The 21,427-nt window shown below is 50.8% G+C and carries 18 protein-coding genes and 1 other annotated feature; of the genes, 10 read left to right on the plus strand and 8 right to left on the minus strand.

The window, feature by feature from the left end; translation table 11 throughout:
• Positions 1–15 precede the first annotated feature (15 nt).
• Positions 16–759 (minus strand): YciC family protein, encoded by a 744-nt coding sequence (locus ACIPDS_RS02720; RefSeq protein WP_400732359.1) that lies wholly within the window; start codon positions 757–759, stop codon positions 16–18.
• Positions 760–1,145: 386 nt separating this feature from the next.
• Between ACIPDS_RS02720 and ompW the strand changes: the two genes are divergently transcribed.
• A complete protein-coding gene (gene ompW / locus ACIPDS_RS02725; protein ID WP_166514076.1) occupies positions 1,146–1,781 on the plus strand; it encodes an outer membrane protein OmpW in 636 nt (211 codons plus the stop codon).
• A gap of 354 nt (positions 1,782–2,135) precedes the next feature.
• Here ompW and ACIPDS_RS02730 read toward each other — a convergent pair whose 3' ends face one another.
• On the minus strand, positions 2,136–3,302 hold the full coding sequence (locus ACIPDS_RS02730) for a hypothetical protein (RefSeq protein ID WP_400732361.1): 1,167 nt from the start codon (positions 3,300–3,302) through the stop codon (positions 2,136–2,138).
• A gap of 570 nt (positions 3,303–3,872) precedes the next feature.
• On the opposite strand from ACIPDS_RS02730, the gene ACIPDS_RS02735 reads away from it, so the two are divergent.
• From ACIPDS_RS02735 to ACIPDS_RS02745, 3 genes are all read left to right on the plus strand, one after another.
• Positions 3,873–4,490 (plus strand): hypothetical protein, encoded by a 618-nt coding sequence (locus ACIPDS_RS02735; RefSeq protein WP_400732363.1) that lies wholly within the window; start codon positions 3,873–3,875, stop codon positions 4,488–4,490.
• A 210-nt stretch (positions 4,491–4,700) separates the two neighbouring features.
• Complete coding sequence (locus ACIPDS_RS02740) at positions 4,701–5,513, plus strand: hypothetical protein (protein ID WP_400732365.1); 813 nt, start codon at positions 4,701–4,703, stop codon at positions 5,511–5,513.
• A gap of 210 nt (positions 5,514–5,723) precedes the next feature.
• Positions 5,724–6,179 (plus strand): hypothetical protein, encoded by a 456-nt coding sequence (locus ACIPDS_RS02745; protein WP_400732366.1) that lies wholly within the window; start codon positions 5,724–5,726, stop codon positions 6,177–6,179.
• A gap of 283 nt (positions 6,180–6,462) precedes the next feature.
• Here ACIPDS_RS02745 and ACIPDS_RS02750 read toward each other — a convergent pair whose 3' ends face one another.
• Positions 6,463–7,410, minus strand: a complete 948-nt coding sequence (locus ACIPDS_RS02750) for a zinc-binding alcohol dehydrogenase family protein (protein WP_400732367.1) — start codon at positions 7,408–7,410, stop codon at positions 6,463–6,465.
• Positions 7,411–7,485: 75 nt separating this feature from the next.
• On the opposite strand from ACIPDS_RS02750, the gene ACIPDS_RS02755 reads away from it, so the two are divergent.
• Positions 7,486–7,950: a MarR family winged helix-turn-helix transcriptional regulator gene (locus tag ACIPDS_RS02755; protein WP_400732368.1), complete on the plus strand. Its 465-nt coding sequence runs from the start codon at positions 7,486–7,488 to the stop codon at positions 7,948–7,950.
• A gap of 22 nt (positions 7,951–7,972) precedes the next feature.
• Here the strand turns inward: ACIPDS_RS02755 and trpA are convergent, their stop codons facing one another.
• From trpA to ACIPDS_RS02780, 5 genes are read right to left on the minus strand one after another with little or no spacing between them, the layout of a single operon-like run.
• Positions 7,973–8,782, minus strand: coding sequence for a tryptophan synthase subunit alpha (gene trpA, locus ACIPDS_RS02760; RefSeq protein ID WP_400732370.1), 810 nt, complete (start codon positions 8,780–8,782; stop codon positions 7,973–7,975).
• Positions 8,782–9,975: a tryptophan synthase subunit beta gene (gene trpB, locus ACIPDS_RS02765; protein ID WP_400732372.1), complete on the minus strand. Its 1,194-nt coding sequence runs from the start codon at positions 9,973–9,975 to the stop codon at positions 8,782–8,784. The genes trpA and trpB overlap by 1 nt, the downstream gene beginning before the upstream one ends.
• Positions 9,976–9,984: 9 nt before the next feature.
• Positions 9,985–11,343 carry a bifunctional indole-3-glycerol-phosphate synthase TrpC/phosphoribosylanthranilate isomerase TrpF gene (gene trpCF, locus ACIPDS_RS02770; RefSeq protein ID WP_400732373.1) on the minus strand — a complete coding sequence of 453 codons (1,359 nt, stop codon included), beginning with the start codon at positions 11,341–11,343 and terminating at the stop codon, positions 9,985–9,987.
• 3 nt (positions 11,344–11,346) lie between these two features.
• Positions 11,347–12,942, minus strand: a complete 1,596-nt coding sequence (trpD, locus tag ACIPDS_RS02775) for a bifunctional anthranilate synthase glutamate amidotransferase component TrpG/anthranilate phosphoribosyltransferase TrpD (RefSeq protein WP_400732376.1) — start codon at positions 12,940–12,942, stop codon at positions 11,347–11,349.
• Positions 12,942–14,504, minus strand: a complete 1,563-nt coding sequence (locus tag ACIPDS_RS02780; RefSeq protein WP_400732379.1) for an anthranilate synthase component 1 — start codon at positions 14,502–14,504, stop codon at positions 12,942–12,944. The genes trpD and ACIPDS_RS02780 overlap by 1 nt, the downstream gene beginning before the upstream one ends.
• 34 nt (positions 14,505–14,538) lie before the next feature.
• Positions 14,539–14,631 (minus strand) — a sequence feature (Trp leader region).
• 142 nt (positions 14,632–14,773) lie between these two features.
• Here ACIPDS_RS02780 and rnm point away from each other — a divergent pair.
• The 5 genes from rnm (at position 14,774) to ACIPDS_RS02805 (ending at position 21,404) form a co-directional block, all read left to right on the plus strand.
• On the plus strand, positions 14,774–15,679 hold the full coding sequence (gene rnm, locus ACIPDS_RS02785) for an RNase RNM (RefSeq protein WP_166514065.1): 906 nt from the start codon (positions 14,774–14,776) through the stop codon (positions 15,677–15,679).
• Entirely contained in the window at positions 15,676–16,296 is a 621-nt protein-coding gene (locus tag ACIPDS_RS02790) for an L-threonylcarbamoyladenylate synthase (protein WP_166514064.1), read from the plus strand. Before rnm ends, ACIPDS_RS02790 begins: the two co-directional genes overlap by 4 nt.
• A gap of 291 nt (positions 16,297–16,587) precedes the next feature.
• Positions 16,588–17,493 carry a 23S rRNA pseudouridine(2605) synthase RluB gene (rluB, locus tag ACIPDS_RS02795; RefSeq protein WP_166514063.1) on the plus strand — a complete coding sequence of 302 codons (906 nt, stop codon included), beginning with the start codon at positions 16,588–16,590 and terminating at the stop codon, positions 17,491–17,493.
• 180 nt (positions 17,494–17,673) lie between these two features.
• A complete protein-coding gene (locus tag ACIPDS_RS02800; RefSeq protein ID WP_400732383.1) occupies positions 17,674–19,035 on the plus strand; it encodes an MFS transporter in 1,362 nt (453 codons plus the stop codon).
• A gap of 17 nt (positions 19,036–19,052) precedes the next feature.
• A complete protein-coding gene (locus ACIPDS_RS02805; protein ID WP_400732385.1) occupies positions 19,053–21,404 on the plus strand; it encodes a glycoside hydrolase family 3 C-terminal domain-containing protein in 2,352 nt (783 codons plus the stop codon).
• Positions 21,405–21,427: the final 23 nt, after the last annotated feature.

Genomic DNA, 21,427 nt, shown 5'->3' on the forward strand with positions numbered 1-21,427 from the left:
ATGGACAGCATCAGATTAGTTACGAATAAGCATATACATGCGGAATAAATAAATCAGCAACAGGGCCGATATCAGGTTGCTCAGCGTATTGAGCACCACCGCACCCAGGTAGGGGGTGAGCACGGCAAAGCTCGAGGCAAACAGCAACAGCAGGGTTTTGGCCAGCATCCAACCGACAACCGCCGGCGCGATAAGACGCATATTGGCCCAGCCAAGACGGGTGCTGTTACGCATGGCAGAAAATACGCCCAGTTTATCCTGCACCATCATCACCGGCGCGAAGGCTAGCACGATAGCCAGCAAAATCCCCGGAACGACAATTAGCATCACGCCCATCTGAATCAGGAAAGTGCTGATAAAGATGAGCAGCAGCAGCTTAGGCAGCACCGGTGCGCTCGCCCCGATGGCGCGTATAGCGCTGACCGACTGACCGGCAGAAATCAGCTGAATCATCAGCAAGATGCCGCCTGCCAGAATGGCATTGCCGATCAGTCCAGCAAACGTTGAGGCCGCAGAGGACTGCAGCAAGATTTGCTGTTGTTCCGGCGTCATGTTTTGAACCAAATCAAACAGACCGGTGCTCCCGGTAAGATGATCGCCGACCGTCAGGGTAGCAAGCTGCTCTTCGCTGGGAGAGAAGGCATGGCCGAGCACCACCGTGATAAATGAACAGAGCAATGAAATCAGTAAGATGGTAACAAACTGATTACGGAAAAAATTACCCGTGTCACGGTATACAGACTGCGCCGTGATAGACATGCACTCTCCTTGAGTATTGCAGGTGTTAATTAGCCGGCAATTGTACCGCAAATCTCGCGACCGTAGCACTCTTCGCAGGACACCCGCTAAGTATATCTTTGTAAAGAGGAAGCCGTATCCGACCTCTCAGGGCAGGGAACTGTACATAAGATAAGCATAGGCTGTTTATGCCGCCGATTAATCCTCCAATATCCGTCATCAGAGCGAGGGTTGTGACGCGTGGGAAATTGATCTGGGTATTAATCACCTTATGTTACAAAGGCGTAAAAATTAATCTGGATCAATAAAAGTTAAATCTCATGACTTTATGTGATCTATGAATGATCAAAAGTAACTCGTTATAGGTATATTTGCCGCGCTTGAAAAACCATAACGAGGAAGTGGATATGAAAAAGTTAGCAGTGGTTGCATTGGCGTTAAGTACCTTATCTGGCAGCGTCTGGGCGCATGAGGCAGGCGAGTTTTTCATTCGTGCGGGGTCTGCGACGGTTCGTCCAACCGAAGGGTCGGATAATGTTCTGGGAAGCCTCGGCAGTTTTAACGTCAGTAATAATACGCAGCTCGGCTTAACCTTTACCTATATGGCGACTGATAACATCGGTATTGAGTTACTGGCTGCCAGCCCATTCCGCCATAAAGTGGGTACCGGGCCAACGGGCAATATTGCCACCGTCCATCAATTACCGCCGACCCTGATGGCGCAGTGGTATTTTGGCGATGCGCAGAGTAAATTCCGCCCATACGTCGGAGCGGGGATTAACTACACCACTTTCTTTGATAACGACTTTAATGACACCGGGAAAGAAGCGGGTCTTTCCGATCTCAGTCTTGACGACTCCTGGGGGGCGGCAGGTCAGGTGGGGCTGGATTATTTGATTAACCGTGATTGGCTGGTGAACATGTCGGTCTGGTACATGGATATCGACACCAATGTGAAGTTTAAAGCGGGTGGCGTGAACCAAAGCGTGAGTACGCGTCTGGATCCGTGGGTGTTTATGTTCTCAGCTGGCTATCGCTTCTGATTTCTTCTGCAAAAAAGCTGGTTATTGTATGACCAGCTTTTTCCATTCTTTTCCGCGCGAATCATTTTATTGAACTGTCATCAGTTTTACTGAACTGCTCGAGAAGTAATCGGATATCAATTCCTTACGTTCTGTATAGACGCTCGGACAAGGAGCGTTGTTCATGAAAACTGAGTGGTGCACAGTTTTGCGCCCAACCATACTCAACATCGTCTCTGGTCTTGCAAAAGGCTACGCTGAGCGTCCAGGAATTACTTACGCAGTGCCTTAGCTTTTAGACGAATGCAATGAAGCAGATAAGGCAGTACATTTAGAGCTCGGTGTGCTGCCTTATCGCAGAGGTGCTTGAATTAATTAACTATGTTTTATACTTTTAAAAAATATAGTTTCTGAGTCTGCATCAGTTATTTCACCTTTCAGACCACTTAAATGTTCTGGAACATTAAGATCCAGCATATTGATAACTTCTTTAACCTCAGCGGTGGAAGGATAGCGACCTAGTGACATAGTGAGCCGGGAAGCTATCAACTCGATTCTGTCCACGTCATCAATATCAATAGCAGTGAGTGTTATTTGCTTGTCATTACTGATGGTTCTGGATATATCGTCATTGGCGAAAACCACTCTCTCAGCAGACTTTGCCATATGATAAAATGAATAATCGGCAACTTTGTTTGTAATATCCTCAGATTTATTTTCTTTTGTTTCTTTAAAACCAGATTGATTCGCATATTCAACCTGATTTAACTGAATGGCGGATGAAGTGTCATATTCTGATCTTAGTAAATTAGATACATCCTTACCAAATTGGACTCTTTGTTTCTCGTGTTCAAGAATTTCAGCAATGTCTTTTCCTATACCACCATTGACAATGCTATAAACTTTACCCTTGTCATCGAAATACAATCTATTCTCTGCATCAACTGTATTGAATTTAGTTGAGTCCTCATTTGTATTGTTTTTCTCAATTATCCATCTTGTGCCTGTGTGGTTTTCATGAAGTACTTTATTTTCCTGATAGGCTAAAGCAGTATTCACTATGATACTGCGTACTTCCATGGACACCTGAGTCTCATCTTTATTGGCCTTGATGCCTGATAGTCGTTTGCACAGTACTGACTGAGCTATAACATGTTCTGAGTTGTTGTTACAATGTTTTTTTGCAATGTTGTCACTTGTTTTTATTAATGATTTCAATTCTTTTATTTCCATGCCGACAACTTTAGATCTATCAGTTCTGTTTTTTAGTTCCAGGTGAGTAGGGTTTTTTAGCCATGTGCCATGCTGAGCTCTATTATATGATGTTGCTCTTGTAAAAGAAGCATCATGATGCGTGCCTTCGATATTTTTAGTAAAGGATTTTGTGTTGTCCTTCACTATAGAGATCGGTGTGTTTTGAACGTTTATAACTAGTGTATGTACTTTATTTTCAACACCTGATTTTTGCTGGCTAGATACCGGTGTTGAAATGGCACCATTATTAACTTGCCCATTAATAAGTCGTGATGTTGGTAAAAGCATGCTTCATTCTCAGTTAGTTAAAAGGAGGTGTTATTTAAGTGAAAAGCATGAGAGTAAGATATAAAAAAACAACTATGCTCAATCTAAACTTTGATTCTCTGGGCTAAATCTCAGCGGCTTACACAAAGTAAGACAGAATGTCAATACTCACTGGATTATCTCTGGGTATTAACAATGGCCTTTCTTGGATGGGGGGACGGGGATAGCGTTGAGGTGCCGAAAGATGTCAACGACCGGCCGAGGGTTGGGGCTTATGATACAGATCTAGCATGCTTAATAACTATCATCGGTCTCACCAGAGATTGCTACCAACCCTATTGGGACGAAAGGCGATGTCGGGAATTTTACTGAAACAGTAGTGAAGGGTGAACCGATCGATTTCACTGATGAAGTATTTATCTTGGTACGTGTCAAAATAATAAACCGTAGTGCCAACTGCAGACTTTCCTGTGATCGGTTGATAGGGGCAACACACCTCCATTCGCGGTTATAAGCGTTTTTTAATAAAAAAAATAAAATTTTGCTCTAATATACGAAAGGTGTATTACAATGTATATTTGAGGTATGTCTATGATTTCAAAAGCGTCATCATTCCTGGTGAAGAACATATGCGATAGAAAACTATGTAATTTAGAAATTATCTCAAAGAATAAATACGGCTTTGTCGGAAATTTCTTAAAAGCAAGAAATGAAGTTATGACCTTCTCAATTGGTGGAGTAAAGGAAAAGTTTGAAACCAAAGCGATATTATCATCAGTAGATAGAGCACTTAAAGATAGTTGTAAGACCGAATGGTCTAGAGAAGAAAAGATCAGTATATTATCTTCTGAGATTAATAAAACTATCGATGCTGCATGTGAGATACATGGCCGTATTCTCAATGAAAAAGAAAAAGATGATCTTTTCCGTAGAATTTCATCTAAGTTTGGTTCGGTGGAGCTAGATCCGAAATGCACACAAAGTAGCATTTCACAAATATTGTATAATAATAAGTCTTTATCTGAAAAGGTTGAGCGATTATCTGTTTTTTCGCCATCTCGTGATGATAAGAATAAATTAAGAAATATCATCAACACAAAGCTAACCGATCATGTTTTCATGAAAAAGTTTGGCGACATTGATCTGAATATTCTTAGAAAAAAAACAGCGGAAGAGTTGGCTCGTTTGATAAAACAGAAAAAAATGTAAATATTGGAGACGATTTTCAGTGGTCTCGTTTGTCGGCGTGAATCATTTTGGCTGGTTTGTTAGGTTATAATTTAAACATATGATTGTTTTTTGCAAGGCGGAAATGATGACGTATGCTATAAAGCATTATGTACTCATGTGTTAATAATTATTTATATGAAACTGGCGCTATTCAATGGTTTTTTGATTTTTCTATAAAAGATAATGAGCATGAAACTTAATAATTTAGGCATTAGCCGTTTTTTTTGTAAGGGCAGAGGAACCTATGACCTTACCGCAAAGGGAACCAAAAATGAAATCAACTCTGGTGGTTATATTGGCAAGGTGAAAATTGTTGAAAACACACCTGTTGATTTGGCTTTTCCTCAGGCACGTAAATCTTCGACATTGTCTAGCTCACTGGAATATATAAAACAGAACAGTAGTGATGTCTCAAGTGGAAATGTAAAGCCTCACAAATTTTTTCGGGGTATTAGATGTTGGCTAGCTGAAGTTAAAACAGGAAGTCACACCGTTAACATTGATGAAAATATTGTCTTCAACAGGATTGATGGAATTATTAATAAACTATCCGAAAAAGATAACAATGTTGCATTGCTAAGTTTTAACAAATCTGCACACAGTGCAATTGTTATACACCATAGTGATGGTATGTTCAGTATGTATAATGTTACGGGAGAGGACAACGAGACACGTTATATTGAAAATGAACGGAATGGTTTTACTAATGATATTTTAAATGAGATGGCGAATTGGAATGATATGCTCCAGGATGAGAGTGTGGTATTCCTTCCGAACCTTAATGTTAAAAATATTGAGGATCATATTAAAAACTCCGGGGATCATAAATTTAACGTATTAACGCATAATTGTTCGAAATTTGTCGCGAAAGCCCTACTCGCAGGATTTGATAATGATAATAACCATAAATTCGCACATGACAGAAAATGGCAAATGCCAGCTAACACGCTGGAGTTAGCAAAGGAGATCGCTTTCAAAAGTGCTCAGAAGAAGGATGAATAATCGAACTCAACAAATGGCTCACTCCATTGGGTAATCACCATTTCCCATGGATAGCTAGCTTCAACGAAGGCAAATAGGCTATATCATGGGAAATTTGGGTCACAGCTACGAGCGTGAAAACCTCCATCATACCCGCTTAAGGCTCAGCATGAATGTGTCGCAGATAAGAAGGCATAGTGATTAGATTCTGCAATGTATGGAGAAGTCGTTATGCCTCTTAGAGTTTTACGCAACAATGGAAAAGTGTTTTCTGCCGTTGGAATGTCTAAACCTGAAAAAACGCTTTCTGAAAAGACGATAGAAGATAAAAAAAAGAAATTACAGAGACTTAAACAAAAAGCAGCATCAAAATTTAAACCTATTCCCGCAAAAATTTTGAGTATGATTAATCGTCTGGGGAATATGTTGCAAACCGCGAGCATCACTCCTTCGGTCACGGAGGCGAAAATCAATCAACTTCTGAATCAGATTTCGTCCATGATAGACAGTACCCGGCCGACAGACGATGCCTCTAAAGATGATGGTAAGTTGCCAAAATTTCAAGGAAAAACCCTGGCGGATGATGAAGCAATGACGATTAGTAAAAAGGCTTCATCAGAACTCAAGAAAAGAAAATCAGGCGCCTTGCTGGATAACTCGGTGAGTTCAAAAATAAGACGGGATTGAATTCTATTGGTCAGGCTTGTGGGGCTGCGTAACGAAATTTTTATCCCTTTTACGTTGCGGGTGTCCGACGTGAGAGGTTTTGCCTCATAAAGAGAGCGATTGCGCTGAAGGCGATGTTGAAGTCAAAAAAAAGCCCGCATTAAATGCGGGCAAAAATACTGGAAGCAATGTGAGCAATGTCGTACCGAATACTTGAGTGATTTGCTCAACTATTCGGTAATGAGAAAGATAATAGTTCTCATCTAAGATATCAACCCTATCTTTTGTGTGAAAGCGATTTTTTTTACTCCACCATAAAAACCGTTCTTTTGTGGCTGTTATCTAATGGCCACGCTTCGGCGACTTCATGCAGGGGGACGGGGGTGGTAGCAAGGGTAAATTTGCCCGCCACGGCTGCCTGAAGCATCTCTCCGGTCGCCTGTAACAGCTGCTGTAAGCTCAGGCTGCCGATTCCACTGCCCATCAGCTGCAGCGGCGAGGATCGCAATACCGAACCGTTAAGATTAATGTCACTGCCCGCCAGTGAGCCGACCTGCACATAACGAATAGATGAGCCTGCTGGAGTGTGTTTCGCTAACGCTGGCAGCAGCAATTCCGCGCTGTGTCCCCAAAGATAATCCACCACCACATCAATCTGCTGGCTGGCCTGCTCGGCGAACTGCGCGCTTAGCGTGTCATCGTCGGTGGTTAACACAACGCATTCATCAGCGCCGAGAGAGGCTAAAGCCTGCGGGTTACGTCCGGTGGCAATCACCTTCTTTGCCCCAAGATGGCGGGCAATCTGGATAGCTAACTGTCCGGCGGTGCCGGTGGCACCGTTAATCAGCACCGTTTCACCTGCGTTAAACGCGGCACGCTGTACCAGCGCTGCCCATGCCGACATGCCGGGATTCGCCATTGCCGCCGCAGTGATATCGTCTAACGCATCTGGCAGCGGTAAGCAGTGCGTTAATGCGACAGGAGCATACTGCGCCATGCTTCCCCAGGGAGCGACTGGAAAGGCAAAGTAGACGCGCTGACCATCGGATAACGATCCGGTACCGTCAATACCCACGCCAAAGGGCAGCGTGCCGTCAAAGCTGTAATGCTTGCCGGAGGCGCGGCTTTTCACCACGTGGCTGATGGCGGCGGCGCGCACCTTTACCAGCGTGTGCTGCGCGTCGGCCTGTGGGTCGGTAAAGTCGGCCCATACCGGCCCTTGCGCGAGGTCAAACACGACGGCTGCTTTCATTATTCTGTCTCCATAAGGTATTTATGTGTAAAATGCACATATCAGATAACGGCACTATACCCGGTTGGAAAATATATGCAATATGCACATAATAAATATGACATCACCGAATTTCACGGCGCGCTGCTGGATATCATCGGCGTAATGAATCAACCTGTGCGTGACGAACAGTTGCTACAGGCAGCCGGCGTACAGCTGGATCAAATCCTCTTCCCGCTGCTGGTGGCTATTGGACGTAGTGGCCCGATAGGGGTGGTTGAGCTCGCGGATAACCTCGGGCGTGATTACACCACCGTAAGCCGCCAGGTGAAGAAATTAGAGGCCTTAGAACTGGCGCATAAACAGCCCAACGCGCAGGACCGGCGGATAAGTGAAGTGACGCTGAGTGAAAAAGGTCGGGCTATTTTTGATGCGATTGCGATAGCAAGGCAAAAGCTGATGAATCAGGTACTGGCGGGATGGAAGGCGGAGGAGGTGGAGGCGTTATTTAAGCTTACGCGTCAGTACGCTGACAGCCTGCAACAAAATCCGGCCGCCTGACGGTAGTCGGGCGGCCGGAGTATCAGGCGGTGATTGTGGCGGCTTTCATGCTCTTCACAAAGCGTGAAAGCTCATCCAGCATTGCCTGCGGATTCTCGACGTTACGCTCGATAATCTTAACAATCGCGGAACCGGAAATTGCCCCGGCAGCGCCGGCTTCAATGGTCGCGGTCACCTGATCGGGGGCAGAAATACCAAAGCCCTGCAGCGGTGGCGCGGCGTTGTACTTGGCCAGTTTTTCTACCAGATGGTGCAGCGGCAGCGCGGCGCGTGACTCCGTACCGGTAACGCCCGCCCGGGACAGCAGGTAGGTATAACCCCGTCCGTGCTCAGCAATCTGGCGCAACAGCTCATCATCCGCATTCGGTGGGCAGATAAAGATCGGTGCCACATTGTGGCGCAATGCTGCCTGGCGGAACGGTGCGGATTCCTCGACCGGTACGTCGGCAACCAGCACGGAATCGACGCCTACGCGTTCACATTGCGCATAGAACTCATCAATACCGCCGCTAAAGACCAGGTTTGCGTACATCAACAGGCCAATGGGAATCGTCGGGTGTTTTTGACGAATCGCCGCCAGCATCCCAAAGCACTGGGTTGGCGTGACGCCCGCGGCAAATGCGCGCAGCGTGGCGTTCTGGATGGTCGGGCCGTCGGCCAGCGGATCGGAAAACGGGATCCCAAGCTCCAGCGCATCGGCTCCAGCCTCAATCAGCGTGTCGATGATTTTCAGCGACTGACCGGGGTTCGGATCGCCCAGGGTGACGAAGGGAACGAATGCGCCTTCCTTGCGGGCCTTCAGTGTTGCAAATAGGTTGTCATAGCGTTCCATCAGATTTCCCCTCGCGCTTTCAGAATATCATGTACGGTAAAGATGTCTTTGTCGCCGCGACCGGAGAGGTTAACCACCAGAAGTTGCTCTTTTTCCGGGTTTTCGCGGATCATTTTCAGTGCATGGGCCAGCGCGTGAGAAGATTCCAGCGCCGGGATAATGCCTTCATGACGGCTGAGTTCTTTAAACGCGTCCAGCGCTTCGTTATCGGTAATCGACACGTATTCCGCGCGGCCGATGCTGTTCAGGAAAGCGTGCTGTGGGCCTACGGATGGGAAATCCAGCCCGGCAGAGATGGAGTAAGATTCTTCAATCTGGCCTTCATCGGTCTGCATCATCGGCGATTTCATACCAAAATAGATACCAACGCGACCATGTTTTAGCGGTGCGCCGTGCTCGCCAGATTCGATACCGTGACCGGCAGGCTCGACGCCAATCAGGCCGACGCTGGTCTCCTCAATAAAGTCAGCGAACATGCCGATGGCATTGGAACCTCCCCCGACGCAGGCGATAACCGCATCCGGCAGACGGCCTTCTTTTTCGCGGATCTGCACTTTGGTTTCTTCGCCAATCATGCGCTGGAATTCACGCACGATGGTCGGGAACGGGTGTGGGCCTGCGGCGGTGCCGAGCATGTAGTGCGCGGTTTCATAGCTGCCAGACCAGTCGCGCAGCGCCTCGTTACAGGCATCTTTCAGCGTTGCGGAGCCGCTGTGTACCGCGATCACTTCCGCGCCCATCAGACGCATACGGAAGACGTTTGGCGACTGGCGCTCAATGTCTTTCGCACCCATGTAGATACGGCATTTCAGACCCAGCAGCGCACAGGCGAGGGCGGAGGCGACACCGTGTTGACCTGCGCCGGTTTCAGCGATGATCTCGGTTTTGCCCATCCGTTTCGCCAGCAATGCCTGGCCTAACACCTGGTTAGTTTTATGCGCACCGCCGTGCAGCAGATCTTCACGCTTTAAGTACAGCGTGGTTTTGCTGCCCGCCGTCAGATTGCGGCATTTGGTCAGCGCGGTGGGACGACCGGCGTAGTTTTTCAGCAGGTCGGTAAATTCGGCCTGGAAAGTCGGGTCTTTTTGCGCGCTGACGAAAGCTTCTTCCAGCTGGCGCAGGGCAGGCATCAGAATCTGTGGAACGTACATTCCGCCAAATTCACCAAAATAGGGGTTCAGTAAAGTGCTCATTATTGCTCCTTAATATGCGCGCAGCGTTTGAAATGCCGAAGCCAGTTTGCTGGCATCTTTAATGCCGGGTTCTAATTCGACGCCTGAGTTGAAATCCAGCCCGGCGCAGCCGCTTTTGGCGGCGGTCACACAGTTATCTGCGCTTAATCCACCCGCCAGAATCACATTGCTGAGATCCTGACCTTGTAATAAAGACCAATCAAAGCGCTGGCCCGTACCGCCTTGACCGTTGTCGAACACATATTTGTCGACGTGGTTAAGATTTCGTGCGGGCAGCGTGTCGGCAACGCTGAGCGCTTTCCAGATTTGTACGTCATCAGGCAAAGCGGCACGAAGTTCGTCGATATAGGCTTGATCTTCATCGCCGTGTAATTGCACGGCACAAAGATGCAAACCGGTAACGCGTTCAACAATCTCAGCCACCGGCGCGTTTCTGAATACGCCAACGTAGGCGAGCGGGGCGGCGTTAATCACCTCTTGCGCTTGCTGAGCGCTAACCGCCCGCGGCGAGGTCGGGACGAAAATAAGTCCACCATAAATCGCGCCAGCCTCGAAAGCGGCCTGCGCGTCCTGGGGTCGGGTTAAACCGCAGACTTTGTTCTCGCCTAATAACACACGGCGGACTGCGGCATTCAGGTCATCATGCGACATCATCGCCGAGCCAATCAGGAAGCCGTTGGCGAAGTGGCTCAGCTCGCGAACCTGGGCATTGGTATTAATGCCGGACTCGCTGATAACCGTCACCTCATGCCCCAGACGCGGCGCAAGTTGGCGGGTGCGGTTGAGATCGATGGACAGATCGCGCAGGTCGCGGTTGTTAATACCGACCACCCGGGCCTTCAGGGCAATCGCGCGTTCAAGTTCTTCTTCGTTACTGACTTCGGTCAGCACGCCCATGCTCAGGCTGTGCGCGACGGCCGAAAGCTGGCGATACTGGTCATCGTCAAGCACTGACAGCATCAGCAGGCAGGCATCGGCCTGGTAGTAACGGGCCAGATAAATCTGGTAAGGGTCGATAATAAAGTCTTTGCACAGAATGGGCTGCGGCGCGATTTGGCTGACAATAGGCAGGAAATCAAAGCTGCCCTGGAAGTACTTTTCATCCGTCAGTACAGAAATGGCCGAAGCGTAATGCTTATATACGTTGGCAATACGCGCCGGATCGAAATCCTCGCGAATCACCCCTTTTGACGGAGAGGCTTTCTTACACTCCAGAATAAAGGCGGTGCGGGTACCGCGCAGCGCGTCATAAAAATGACGCTGGCTTGGCTGTACCTCGTTCTGGAATGAGGCTAAAGGCTGTTGTTGTTTACGGGCTTCTACCCAAATCGCTTTATCTGCAACGATTTTCGCTAATACGGTCTGCATTTTTTATCCTCTTGCCGCTAATGCGGTCACGCGGTCGTAGGCGGCACCGCTGTGTAGAACATCAAGCACCTGCTGGACGTTGGCTTTCAGGTCTTCATGACCGTAAAGACGCATCAACATAGCGACGTTTACCGCGACGGCGGATTCGTGCGCAGTCTCACCTTTACCTTGTAGTAAGCGCGTCAGAATGTCACGGTTTTCTTCCGGCGTACCGCCCGCCAGCTCGGCCTGATGGTACGGGGTGAGGCCAAAGTCATCTGCGGTTAACTGGTAGCTCTTAATTTCGCCGTTATGCAGTTCAGCCACCACGGTTGGCGCATGGAGCGAGACTTCATCCATACCGCCACTGTGTACCACCGCGGCGCGCTCGTAACCCAGCACGCGCAGCGTTTCTGCAATCGGCAGCACCAGCTCTGGACTGTAGACGCCAATCAACGCCAGCGGCGGGTGAGCCGGGTTAATCAGCGGCCCCAGCACGTTAAACAAAGTGCGGGTTTTCAGCTGCTGACGTACCGGCATCGCGTGGCGGAAACCGGTGTGATACTTCGGTGCGAACAGGAAGCACACGCCGAGTTCATCCAGCGCCTGACGTGATTTGTCCGCGTTCATGTCGAGGTTTATCCCGAACGCTGCCAGCAGGTCGGAAGAGCCAGACTTACTGGAGACGCTACGGTTGCCGTGCTTGGCGACCTTCAGGCCACACGCGGCGGCCACGAAGGCGCTGGCGGTGGAAATATTGATACTGTTGCTGCCGTCGCCGCCGGTGCCGACGATATCGGCAAACGGATAGTCCGGGCGCGGGAACGGCGCGGCGTTCTCCAGCAGGGCGGTGGCGGCCCCGGCAATCTCATTCGGGCTTTCGCCACGAATTTTCATGCTCACCAGCGCGGCGGCCAGTTGTTCTGGTTTCACTTCACCGCGCACCACGGCGGAGAAGAGCTGGTGGCTTTCTTGCTGAGTCAGCGTTTGCGCCTGGTAGAGTTTTTCCAGAATCGGTTGCAGGGTGTTGCTCTGCTCCAGTTTCTGTAGCGCCCATGCCAGGGTTTGCTCCAATAAACGAGCGCCTTGCGTGGTGAGGATCGATTCCGGGTGGAACTGGAAGCCGCAAACGCGATCCGCATCGTGACGAACGGCCATCACCATGCCGTTGAAATGGGCGTTAATGGTTAAGCCTGCGGGAATGTTGCTGCCCACCAGAGAGTGGTAGCGCGCGACCGGCAGCGGGTTGCTTAAACCGTCGAACATAGCCTGACCGTCGTGCTCAATGCTTGAGGCTTTGCCATGCAGGATTTCACCGGCTTGACCGACATAACCGCCGTAGGCTTCAACAATCGCCTGATGACCGAGGCAGATACCGATAATCGGCAGTTTGCCACGCATACGGGTCAGCAGTTCTGGCATGCAGCCTGCTTCCGACGGCGCACCGGGGCCAGGAGACAGCATCAGCACAGGGTTATCCATCGTGCCCAGACGTTCAATTAACGTTTGCGCCGGAACATGGTTACGGTAAATCACGACGTTGTGCCCGTTTGCGCGCAGCTGATCCGCCAGGTTGTAAGTAAAGGAGTCGATATTATCGAGCAGCAGAATGTCAGCCATCAGAAAATCTCCTGTGCATGATGGGCGGTAGCAATGGCGCGCAGAACGGCACGGGCTTTATTTCGGGTTTCATCGGCTTCAGACTGCGGGACAGAATCGAGCACCACGCCTGCGCCAGCCTGTACGGTGGCAATCCCGTTTTCGACAAACGCTGAACGGATAACGATGCAGGTGTCGAGGTCGCCATGAGCGGTGAAGTAGCCCACCGCGCCGCCGTAGCTGCCGCGTCGCTTGCCTTCGGCTGCGGCGATAAGCTGCATGGCGCGGACTTTTGGCGCACCGCTCAGGGTGCCCATATTCATACAGGCGCGGTAAGCGTGCAGGACGTCGAGGTCTTTACGCAGTTCGCCCACCACGCGGGAGACCAGGTGCATGACGAAAGAGTAACGATCCACTTTGGTCAGGTCTGCAACGTAGCGGCTACCCGGCGTACAGATGCGGGCGAGGTCGTTACGCGCGAGATCGACCAGCATCAGATGTTCGGAAAGCTCTTTATGATCGGTACGCATCTCAAGTTCAATGCGGCTGTCGAGATCGCGGTCCAGCGTGCCGTCAGCGCGGCGACCGCGTGGACGAGTACCGGCAATCGGGTAAATTTCAATCTGACGGTTGGTGGCGTCGTATTTAAGTGAACTCTCTGGCGATGCACCAAACAGCGTGAAATCGTTATCCTGCATAAAGAACATATACGGGCTTGGGTTGCTCTTTTTCAGCACGTCGTAAGCCGCCAGTGCAGACGGGCAGGGCAGAGAGAAGCGGCGTGAAGGCACCACCTGGAAAATCTCCCCCGCGCGAATCGCTTTTTGCATTTTGCGCACCACGTCGCCGTACTCTTCATCGCTCTGGTTGCATTCGCAGCGCATGGTTTTAATTTCATGCACCGGCAGCGCCATCGGCGGTTCGTTCATCTGCTGGCGAACCTGAGCAATACGTTGTAGTAGGCGATCTTTTTCCGCTTCGCATGGGGTGAACAGGCTTGCCTGAATACGGGTGTTTTTAGTCTGATGATCAATCACCAGCAAGGTTTCTGCCAGGTAGAAGCAATAGTCCGGGCACGCGTTATCGCTTTCAAGCTGCGGTAAATCCTCAAAACCGGCGACCAGGTCGTAAGCGAATAATCCGCCAAAGAACATGGCTTCACGTTCATCTTTCGGGACGACAACCAGTTCCTGCATCAAACGCAGGGCATCAAAGACCGACAGCGAACACAGGCGGGCATCTTCATCCAGCAGGTTGCTGACGGCTGGGAAGCGCAGCACGCGGCAGGTGGGCTGACGGTTATTTTCAACGCCTGAAGGCAGCGCAGCGTCGAGCAGAGGCAGCAATGATGCACCGTTATCAGACAGCGCCTGAATGGTGACGGTATCGCCCAGCGCGGTGATGCGCAGGGCGCTATCGACCAGCAGCAGGCTTTTTAAATCGTTCTTGCTATCGATATCTGCGGACTCAAGCAGCAAAGTCGCCGGGCGCGCACCACACAACTGATGAAACAGCGCGGTAGGATTCTCACGGTAAATCGCGTCACTGGTCAGAAGCTCGAGCAGGGGTTTTTGTGTTTGCATCGTTGTTCTCGCCTGATTCTGTATTATTGTGCTTAATAAAAAGCCCGCGCATTGGCGGGCTGGGTATCTGTTTGCTTTACGCAGACGTGATGACTCCGCCCTACTGGGAAGTACGCCACCAACCGTTGTGCAAAGCAATGATTTTACGTGTCATTTTCAGATACCTTTACTAAGTGAACTTGCGTACTAGTTAACTAGTTCGAGGGGGCAAAGTCAACCCCTGATTTTAGAAATAAGCGCAATACCGTTATGATAGGCCGCGAAACATAATGAGTAGTCCAACGGGAGCTGTTTTGAGCGACACCAATTACGCAGTGATTTACGATCTTCACAGCCATACCGTCGCCTCTGATGGTCACCTGACGCCGGAAGAACTGGTACACCGTGCAGGGGAAATGCGCGTGGGTACGCTGGCGATTACCGATCACGATACGATCAATGCCATTCCCCGGGCACAGGCCGAAATTGCGCGCGCCGGTCTGGCGTTGCAGTTGATTACCGGCGTCGAGATCTCGACGCAGTGGGAAAACCACGAAATTCATATTGTCGGGCTCAATATTGATATTGAAAACCCGGCGCTAACCGAATTCCTGGCCGCGCAGATTGAACGTCGCCAGCTGCGCGGGAAAATGATTGCCGAGCGTCTGGAAAAGGCGCAAATCCCTGGGGCGTGGGAAGCCGCGCTGAAAATGGCCGATGGCGGTGCGGTGACGCGAGGCCACTTCGCTCGCTTCCTCGTTGAGCAGGGCAAGGCGTCCAATATTGGCGATGTTTTTAAAAAATATCTCGCGCGTGGGAAAACCGGTTACGTTCCGCCACAGTGGTGTACAATAAAGGAAGCTATTGAAGTCATTCATCATTCCGGTGGGGTTGCGGTTATCGCCCATCCGGGGCGGTACAATTTGTCCGCCAAGTGGCTGAAAAGATTGCTGGCGCACTTTAGTGAACACGGCGGCGACGCGATGGAAGTCTCCCAGTGCCAGCAGGCGCCTCACGAGCGCACTCAGCTTGCCACCTATGCCCGCGAATACGGTTTACTGGCGTCACAGGGGTCGGACTTCCATCAACCCTGCCCGTGGATTGAACTGGGCCGTAAACTGTGGTTACCCGCAGGCGTCGAGGCAGTCTGGCAGCGCTGGGAGCAGCCGCAGCATTCAATTGAGAGGGAAGCATGAGTCAGTTTTTTTATATCCACCCGGATAACCCACAGGCGCGTCTGATTAACCAGGCGGTTGAAATTGTGCGTAAGGGCGGCGTCATCGTCTACCCAACCGATTCTGGCTACGCCTTAGGCTGTAAAATTGAAGACAAAGGGGCGATGGAGCGTATTTGCCGCATCCGTCACCTCCCGGACGGTCACAACTTCACCCTGATGTGTCGCGACCTGTCCGAATTGTCCACCTATTCTTATGTCGATAACGTGGCGTTTCGTTTAATTAAAAACAACACGCCGGGTAACTACACGTTCATTCTTAAAGGCACCAAAGACGTACCGCGTCGACTGCTGCAAGAAAAACGTAAAACCATCGGGATGCGCGTTCCTTCTAACCCGATAGCGCAAGCGTTGCTGGAAACGCTCGGCGAGCCGATGCTCTCCACCTCGCTGATGCTGCCGGGCAGCGAATTTACCGAGTCCGACCCGGAAGAAATTAAAGACCGTCTGGAAAAACAGGTGGATTTGATTATTCACGGTGGATATCTGGGCCAGCAGCCAACGACGGTTGTCGATCTGACTGACGATACCCCCGTGGTTATCCGCGAAGGCGTGGGTGACGTTAAACCTTTCCTGTAATACCCGAACACCCGGCGGCGTTTGCCTGCCGGGTATCTGCATTTAGCGGCCTTTCTCCCCTGATTGACCCATCGTGGCCTTCCCGCTGCTTAAGAAGGCGATAAAAGGCAGGAACAAGCTGCCCTTTTATCCTAAAATTCGTGTACTATGTGCGGTCACAATTCTGGGTGGGTAGCCTGCGTGGTCATTTAACGCGGCTGTTCGCCTGCTTATGCAGCCCGGTGACTCATTCCTGCGGCTGATAATAAAGTCTGTAAGACGCCTGTGAAGGCGACACCTGAAGGAAGCTCGATGAGCGATAAAAGCGAAAAACTGCAAAAAGTGCTGGCGCGTGCTGGCCACGGTTCCCGCCGTGAAATTGAAACCATTATTGAAGCGGGCCGCGTCAGCGTGGACGGCAAAATCGCCAAGCTGGGCGATCGTGTTGAAGTGATCCCCGGTCTCAAAATTCGTATCGACGGACACCTTATCTCCGTTAAAGAATCCGTAGAACAAATCTGTCGCGTTCTGGCGTATTACAAGCCGGAAGGTGAGTTGTGTACCCGTAACGACCCGGAAGGGCGTCCAACCGTCTTTGACCGTCTGCCAAAACTGCGCGGCGCGCGCTGGATTGCCGTAGGGCGTCTGGACGTCAACACCTGTGGGCTGATGCTGTTTACCACCGATGGTGAGCTGGCGAACCGCCTGATGCACCCAAGCCGTGAAGTGGAACGTGAATACGCGGTGCGCGTATTTGGCGAAGTGGATGACAACAAAGTGCGTCAGTTGTCTCGCGGCGTACAGCTTGAAGATGGCCCTGCGGCCTTCAAAACCATCAAGTTTAGCGGCGGTGAAGGTATCAACCAGTGGTACAACGTGACCCTTACCGAAGGTCGTAACCGTGAGGTTCGTCGTCTGTGGGAAGCGGTGGGCGTGCAGGTTAGCCGTCTGATTCGCGTGCGCTATGGTGATATCCAACTGCCTAAAGGCCTGCCGCGCGGCGGGTATACTGAGCTTGATCTGGCGCAGACCAACTATCTGCGTAAGCTGGTTGAACTGCCGGCTGAAACCGAATCCAAAGTGGCGGTGGAAAAAGATCGTCGCCGCATGAAGGCAAACCAGATTCGTCGTGCCGTGAAGCGTCACAGCACCACCAGCGCCAGCCCGAAAAACAATTCTAATCGTCGTTCCAGCACCCGCAACAGCGGTAAAGCGTAATGACCTCGGTTTCGGCGGGTTAACCGCCGAAACCTGCTTTATTATCCTCATCTCCCTGTGATTCATTTCACACTTCCAGATAAAGACAAAAAACAGGAATTCCCCGGACAAATTACGCAAAGTGATGCCTTAGCCAACGCCATATACTGTTGCCACAGATTCCTGAAAGGGTAGCCCGAAATGGACACAACAAAAAAGCTCTCGGCAAGTTATGTGGTTATCGGTGTTAAAGAAAAAATAGGCTATGGCTTTGGCGATTTAGCCTCTAATTTATCCTTTGGTTTTGTCTCTCTTTTTCTGCTCTATTTTTACACCAATATTTATGGCATTAGCGCCGCGCAGGCCAGTTTGATATTTGTGATCGCCCGCGTGATTGACGCCATCTTTAATATCCTGATCGGTTTTGCGATTGATAAAACCCACAGTCGTTATGGGAAATTGCGCCCGTGGTTATTATACGGTTCGATTCCGCTTGGCTTCCTGACGGTACTCTGTTTTGTGCCCTTTGGCGGCGAGGCGAAATTCTTTTTTGCGTTAGCTTCTTATACTATCTATTGCCTGGCTTACACTGCGGTGAATACGCCATATTCCGCATTAACTAACCGTCTCACTCAGCACGAAGCCTCACGATCATCTCTTTCGGTTTATCGATTTGTCCTGGCAATTGTCGGCTACCTTATCGTTTCAACCACCGCCGATTTACTCATTTCGCCGTTTAACGACAAGCAGATGGGCTATGTTTTTGCTGTTTCCTGCTTCGCATTGCTGGCGACGTTTTTGTTTCTTGCCTGTTTTGGCATGACGAAAGAACGAGTGGGTGAAGAAGAGGACACGCCCGCACCGGGCCTGCGTGAAATGCTGCGCGCGGTGATGGGCAATGCGCCGTTGATTAACCTGTCGCTGTTCACCGTCTTTTTCTATATTGCCTACACAGTATGGATGGCCATCGCGGTTTACTTTATTAAATACATTATTGGCAACGAAGGCTTTACGGCCACCTTCTTTATGATTCAATCGGCGGCCTATATTTTAGGCACCATGATTTCAGGCAAGATTATTGCCTGGATGGGCAAAAAGAAAATGGCGCTGCTGGCACTATTGATTGGCGTGCTGGGCGTATTAATGCAGTACTTTATTGCCGGTGATAATCTCTGGCTGGTGATGAGCGGTGTGTGCCTGTTCAGTATTACGCTCGGGATGGGATTTGTCGCGATGTGGTCGATGATTGCAGATACGGTGGAATATGCTGAGTGGCATCATGGGGTGCGTACAGAAGGCGCAATATACGGTTTCTTTAACTTTATCACCAAACTTGCGATGGCTATTGGCGGCGGATGTGCGGGATGGATGCTGGATTATTACCATTATGATGCCGGTGATATTAGTGCCAGTGCGTTAAATGGTATCAATATTTTAATGACCCTTTTCCCCGGCGCGATGTTTGCTTTAAGCGCTATTTTTATCGCGGCCTATTCGCTGGATGAAAAAACCTACCGTGACATTGTGCAGAAAATCAGCCTGCGTAAACAAAACGCGCACTAACCTCAGGGAGTCGAGATATGAATCGTGATTTTAGCAGCCTCATTAGCGCGATGAACGCCGAAGAGAAAGTGGCCTTATTAACCGGCAGTGGCCTGTGGCGAACAGCCAGTCTGCCGCAGCACGGCATTGCTGATATCGTCATGACCGATGGCACCTACGGCGTACGCTACAGCAGTGCGCAAATTGACGGCAGCGAGAAGTGGAGTATGGATGACTTCATTTCGGTCATTACTCAGACGGCAGATCGGGCGAGCGTCGAGGAGTCGGCGGTGAAAGGCGGCAGTGAAGCCTTATTCAGCGCCTCGCTTCCGGCGACCTGTTTCCCGAATGGTTCAAGCCTTGCCTGCAGCTGGGACATTGATCTGGTCTATCAAATGGGGCAAGCGCTGGGACGTGAATGTCAGCATATGGGCGTGGGCATTTTGCTTGGCCCGGGGATCAATATTCGTCGCACGCCGCTGGCTGGACGGGGTTATGAATACTACGCCGAAGATCCCGTGGTGAGCGGGGATATTGCTGCGGCGCTGATTAACGGTTTGCAGGATGAAGGTGTCGGCGCCAGTTTGAAGCACTTTGCGGCGAATAATTCTGAGTATCGCCGCACCGAAATGGACTCGATTATTGAAGAGCGTGCGCTGCGTGAAATTTACCTAGCCGGTTTCCACCGTGCGATTAAGAAATCCCAGCCGTGGACGGTGATGTCCTCTTATAATCGGTTAAACGGTATGCAAACCTCGCAGGATCCTTTCTTGCTGACGCAGGTGCTAAGAGAGGAGTGGGGTTACGACGGGCTGGTGATGTCTGATTGGTATGGCATTAAAGACCGTCCCGCCTCTTTGCTGGCAGGAAACGATCTGGCCATGCCAGAAACGCGGCGTGATAAGCAAACGTTGCTTGCCGCGATTGAAGCCGGGGACGTGCCTATGGCGGTGGTCGACCGCGCCTGCGAGCGGATGCTGGTACTGCTGGATAAAGTGCAGCGCCATCGTCGTCCGCAAACTCAGGCTGATTTCCCGGCTCACCATGCGCTTGCGCAGCGCTTAGCCGCTGAGTCTATCGTGTTACTTAAGAATAGCGATGACCTGTTGCCATTGCGTCCTGAAACTACCCGTCGGATAGCAGTGTTGGGTAAACCAGCACAGGAGCCGGTGATTCAGGGTTCAGGCTGTGCGACGACCGTGCCGTGGCTTCTTGACCGACCGCTGGATGAAATTTTTGATCTTGCCGGGGATGATTTCAGCGTCACCTGGGCGGTGGGCGCGCCTGACGACCTTCACTGTGACGAACAGGCGCTGGCCGAGGCCCGCGCGGTGGCGCAGGATGCCGACGTTGCGGTGATTTTTGTTAGCACCGCCGTGGGTGAAGATGGCGAAAATGGCGATCGTCAGGATCTCAACATCCTGGCAGTGCATGAACGCCTGATCCGTGAAGTCTCTGCGGTGCAGCCAAATGTGGTGGTGGTCTTGGCGAACAGCGACGCCGTCGTGATGCCGTGGCTCGGGGAGTGTAAAGCGCTGCTGGAGACTTTCTTTGCCGGGCAGGGCATGGGCCGCGCGGTGGCAGAGATTTTGTTTGGCAAACGCAACCCTTGCGGCAAACTGACGGTAACGGTGCCAAATACGCTGGAGGAGACGCCTGCCTGGCTGAACTATCCGGGGGAGAACTTGCGCCATCATTATGGCGAAGGGCTCTTTGTCGGTTATCGCTACTATGATAAGCGTCGCCTGACGCCGCTGTTCCCGTTTGGCTTTGGCCTGAGCTATACGCAATTTGCCTATGCCAATCTGGCGCTGTCAGCGAGCTGTATTGGCGAGAACGAAACGCTCACCTTGTCGTTTGATTTGACCAACACCGGCCATCGTGAGGGTAAAGAGATTGTCCAGCTGTACGTCAGCGCGCCTGCAGGTGAGTTGATTCGAGAGGTTAACGCGCTGAAAGCGTTCACGAAAGTCACGCTGGCGGCGGGAGAAACTCGCCGGGTGTCTTTGCAACTCCCGATTGCTGAGCTGGCTTGTTATCATCCCGGTCTCGCAGATTGGGTGGTGACGCCGGGGATCTGGCAGCTCCATGTCGGCAGCTCCTCCCGCGACCTGCCGTTAAACGCGGAAGTGAAAATTGATTGCCCGCAGCGTTACGTCCCGCTGCGCGATGATAATTCTTTGCAACAGCTTATCCAGCAGCCGGAGGCATTTGCTCGCGTCGTTGATCTGATTGCGGCGAAAAGTCAGCGGCCACCAGAGCAGGTGCGTGAGAAATTGATTCGTCTGGCGCCGGATCTATTCTGCGGCCTGCTGATTGCGCTGACTGAGTTCCTGGCGCTCGACATTGAGCGCGATGAGCTTAATGCGGTGCTCGCCGGACGCCAATAATGGTTTAAAACAGGAGATGACGC

The organism is Kluyvera sp. NPDC087067 (assembly GCF_044745165.1).
Classification (GTDB): domain Bacteria; phylum Pseudomonadota; class Gammaproteobacteria; order Enterobacterales; family Enterobacteriaceae; genus Kluyvera.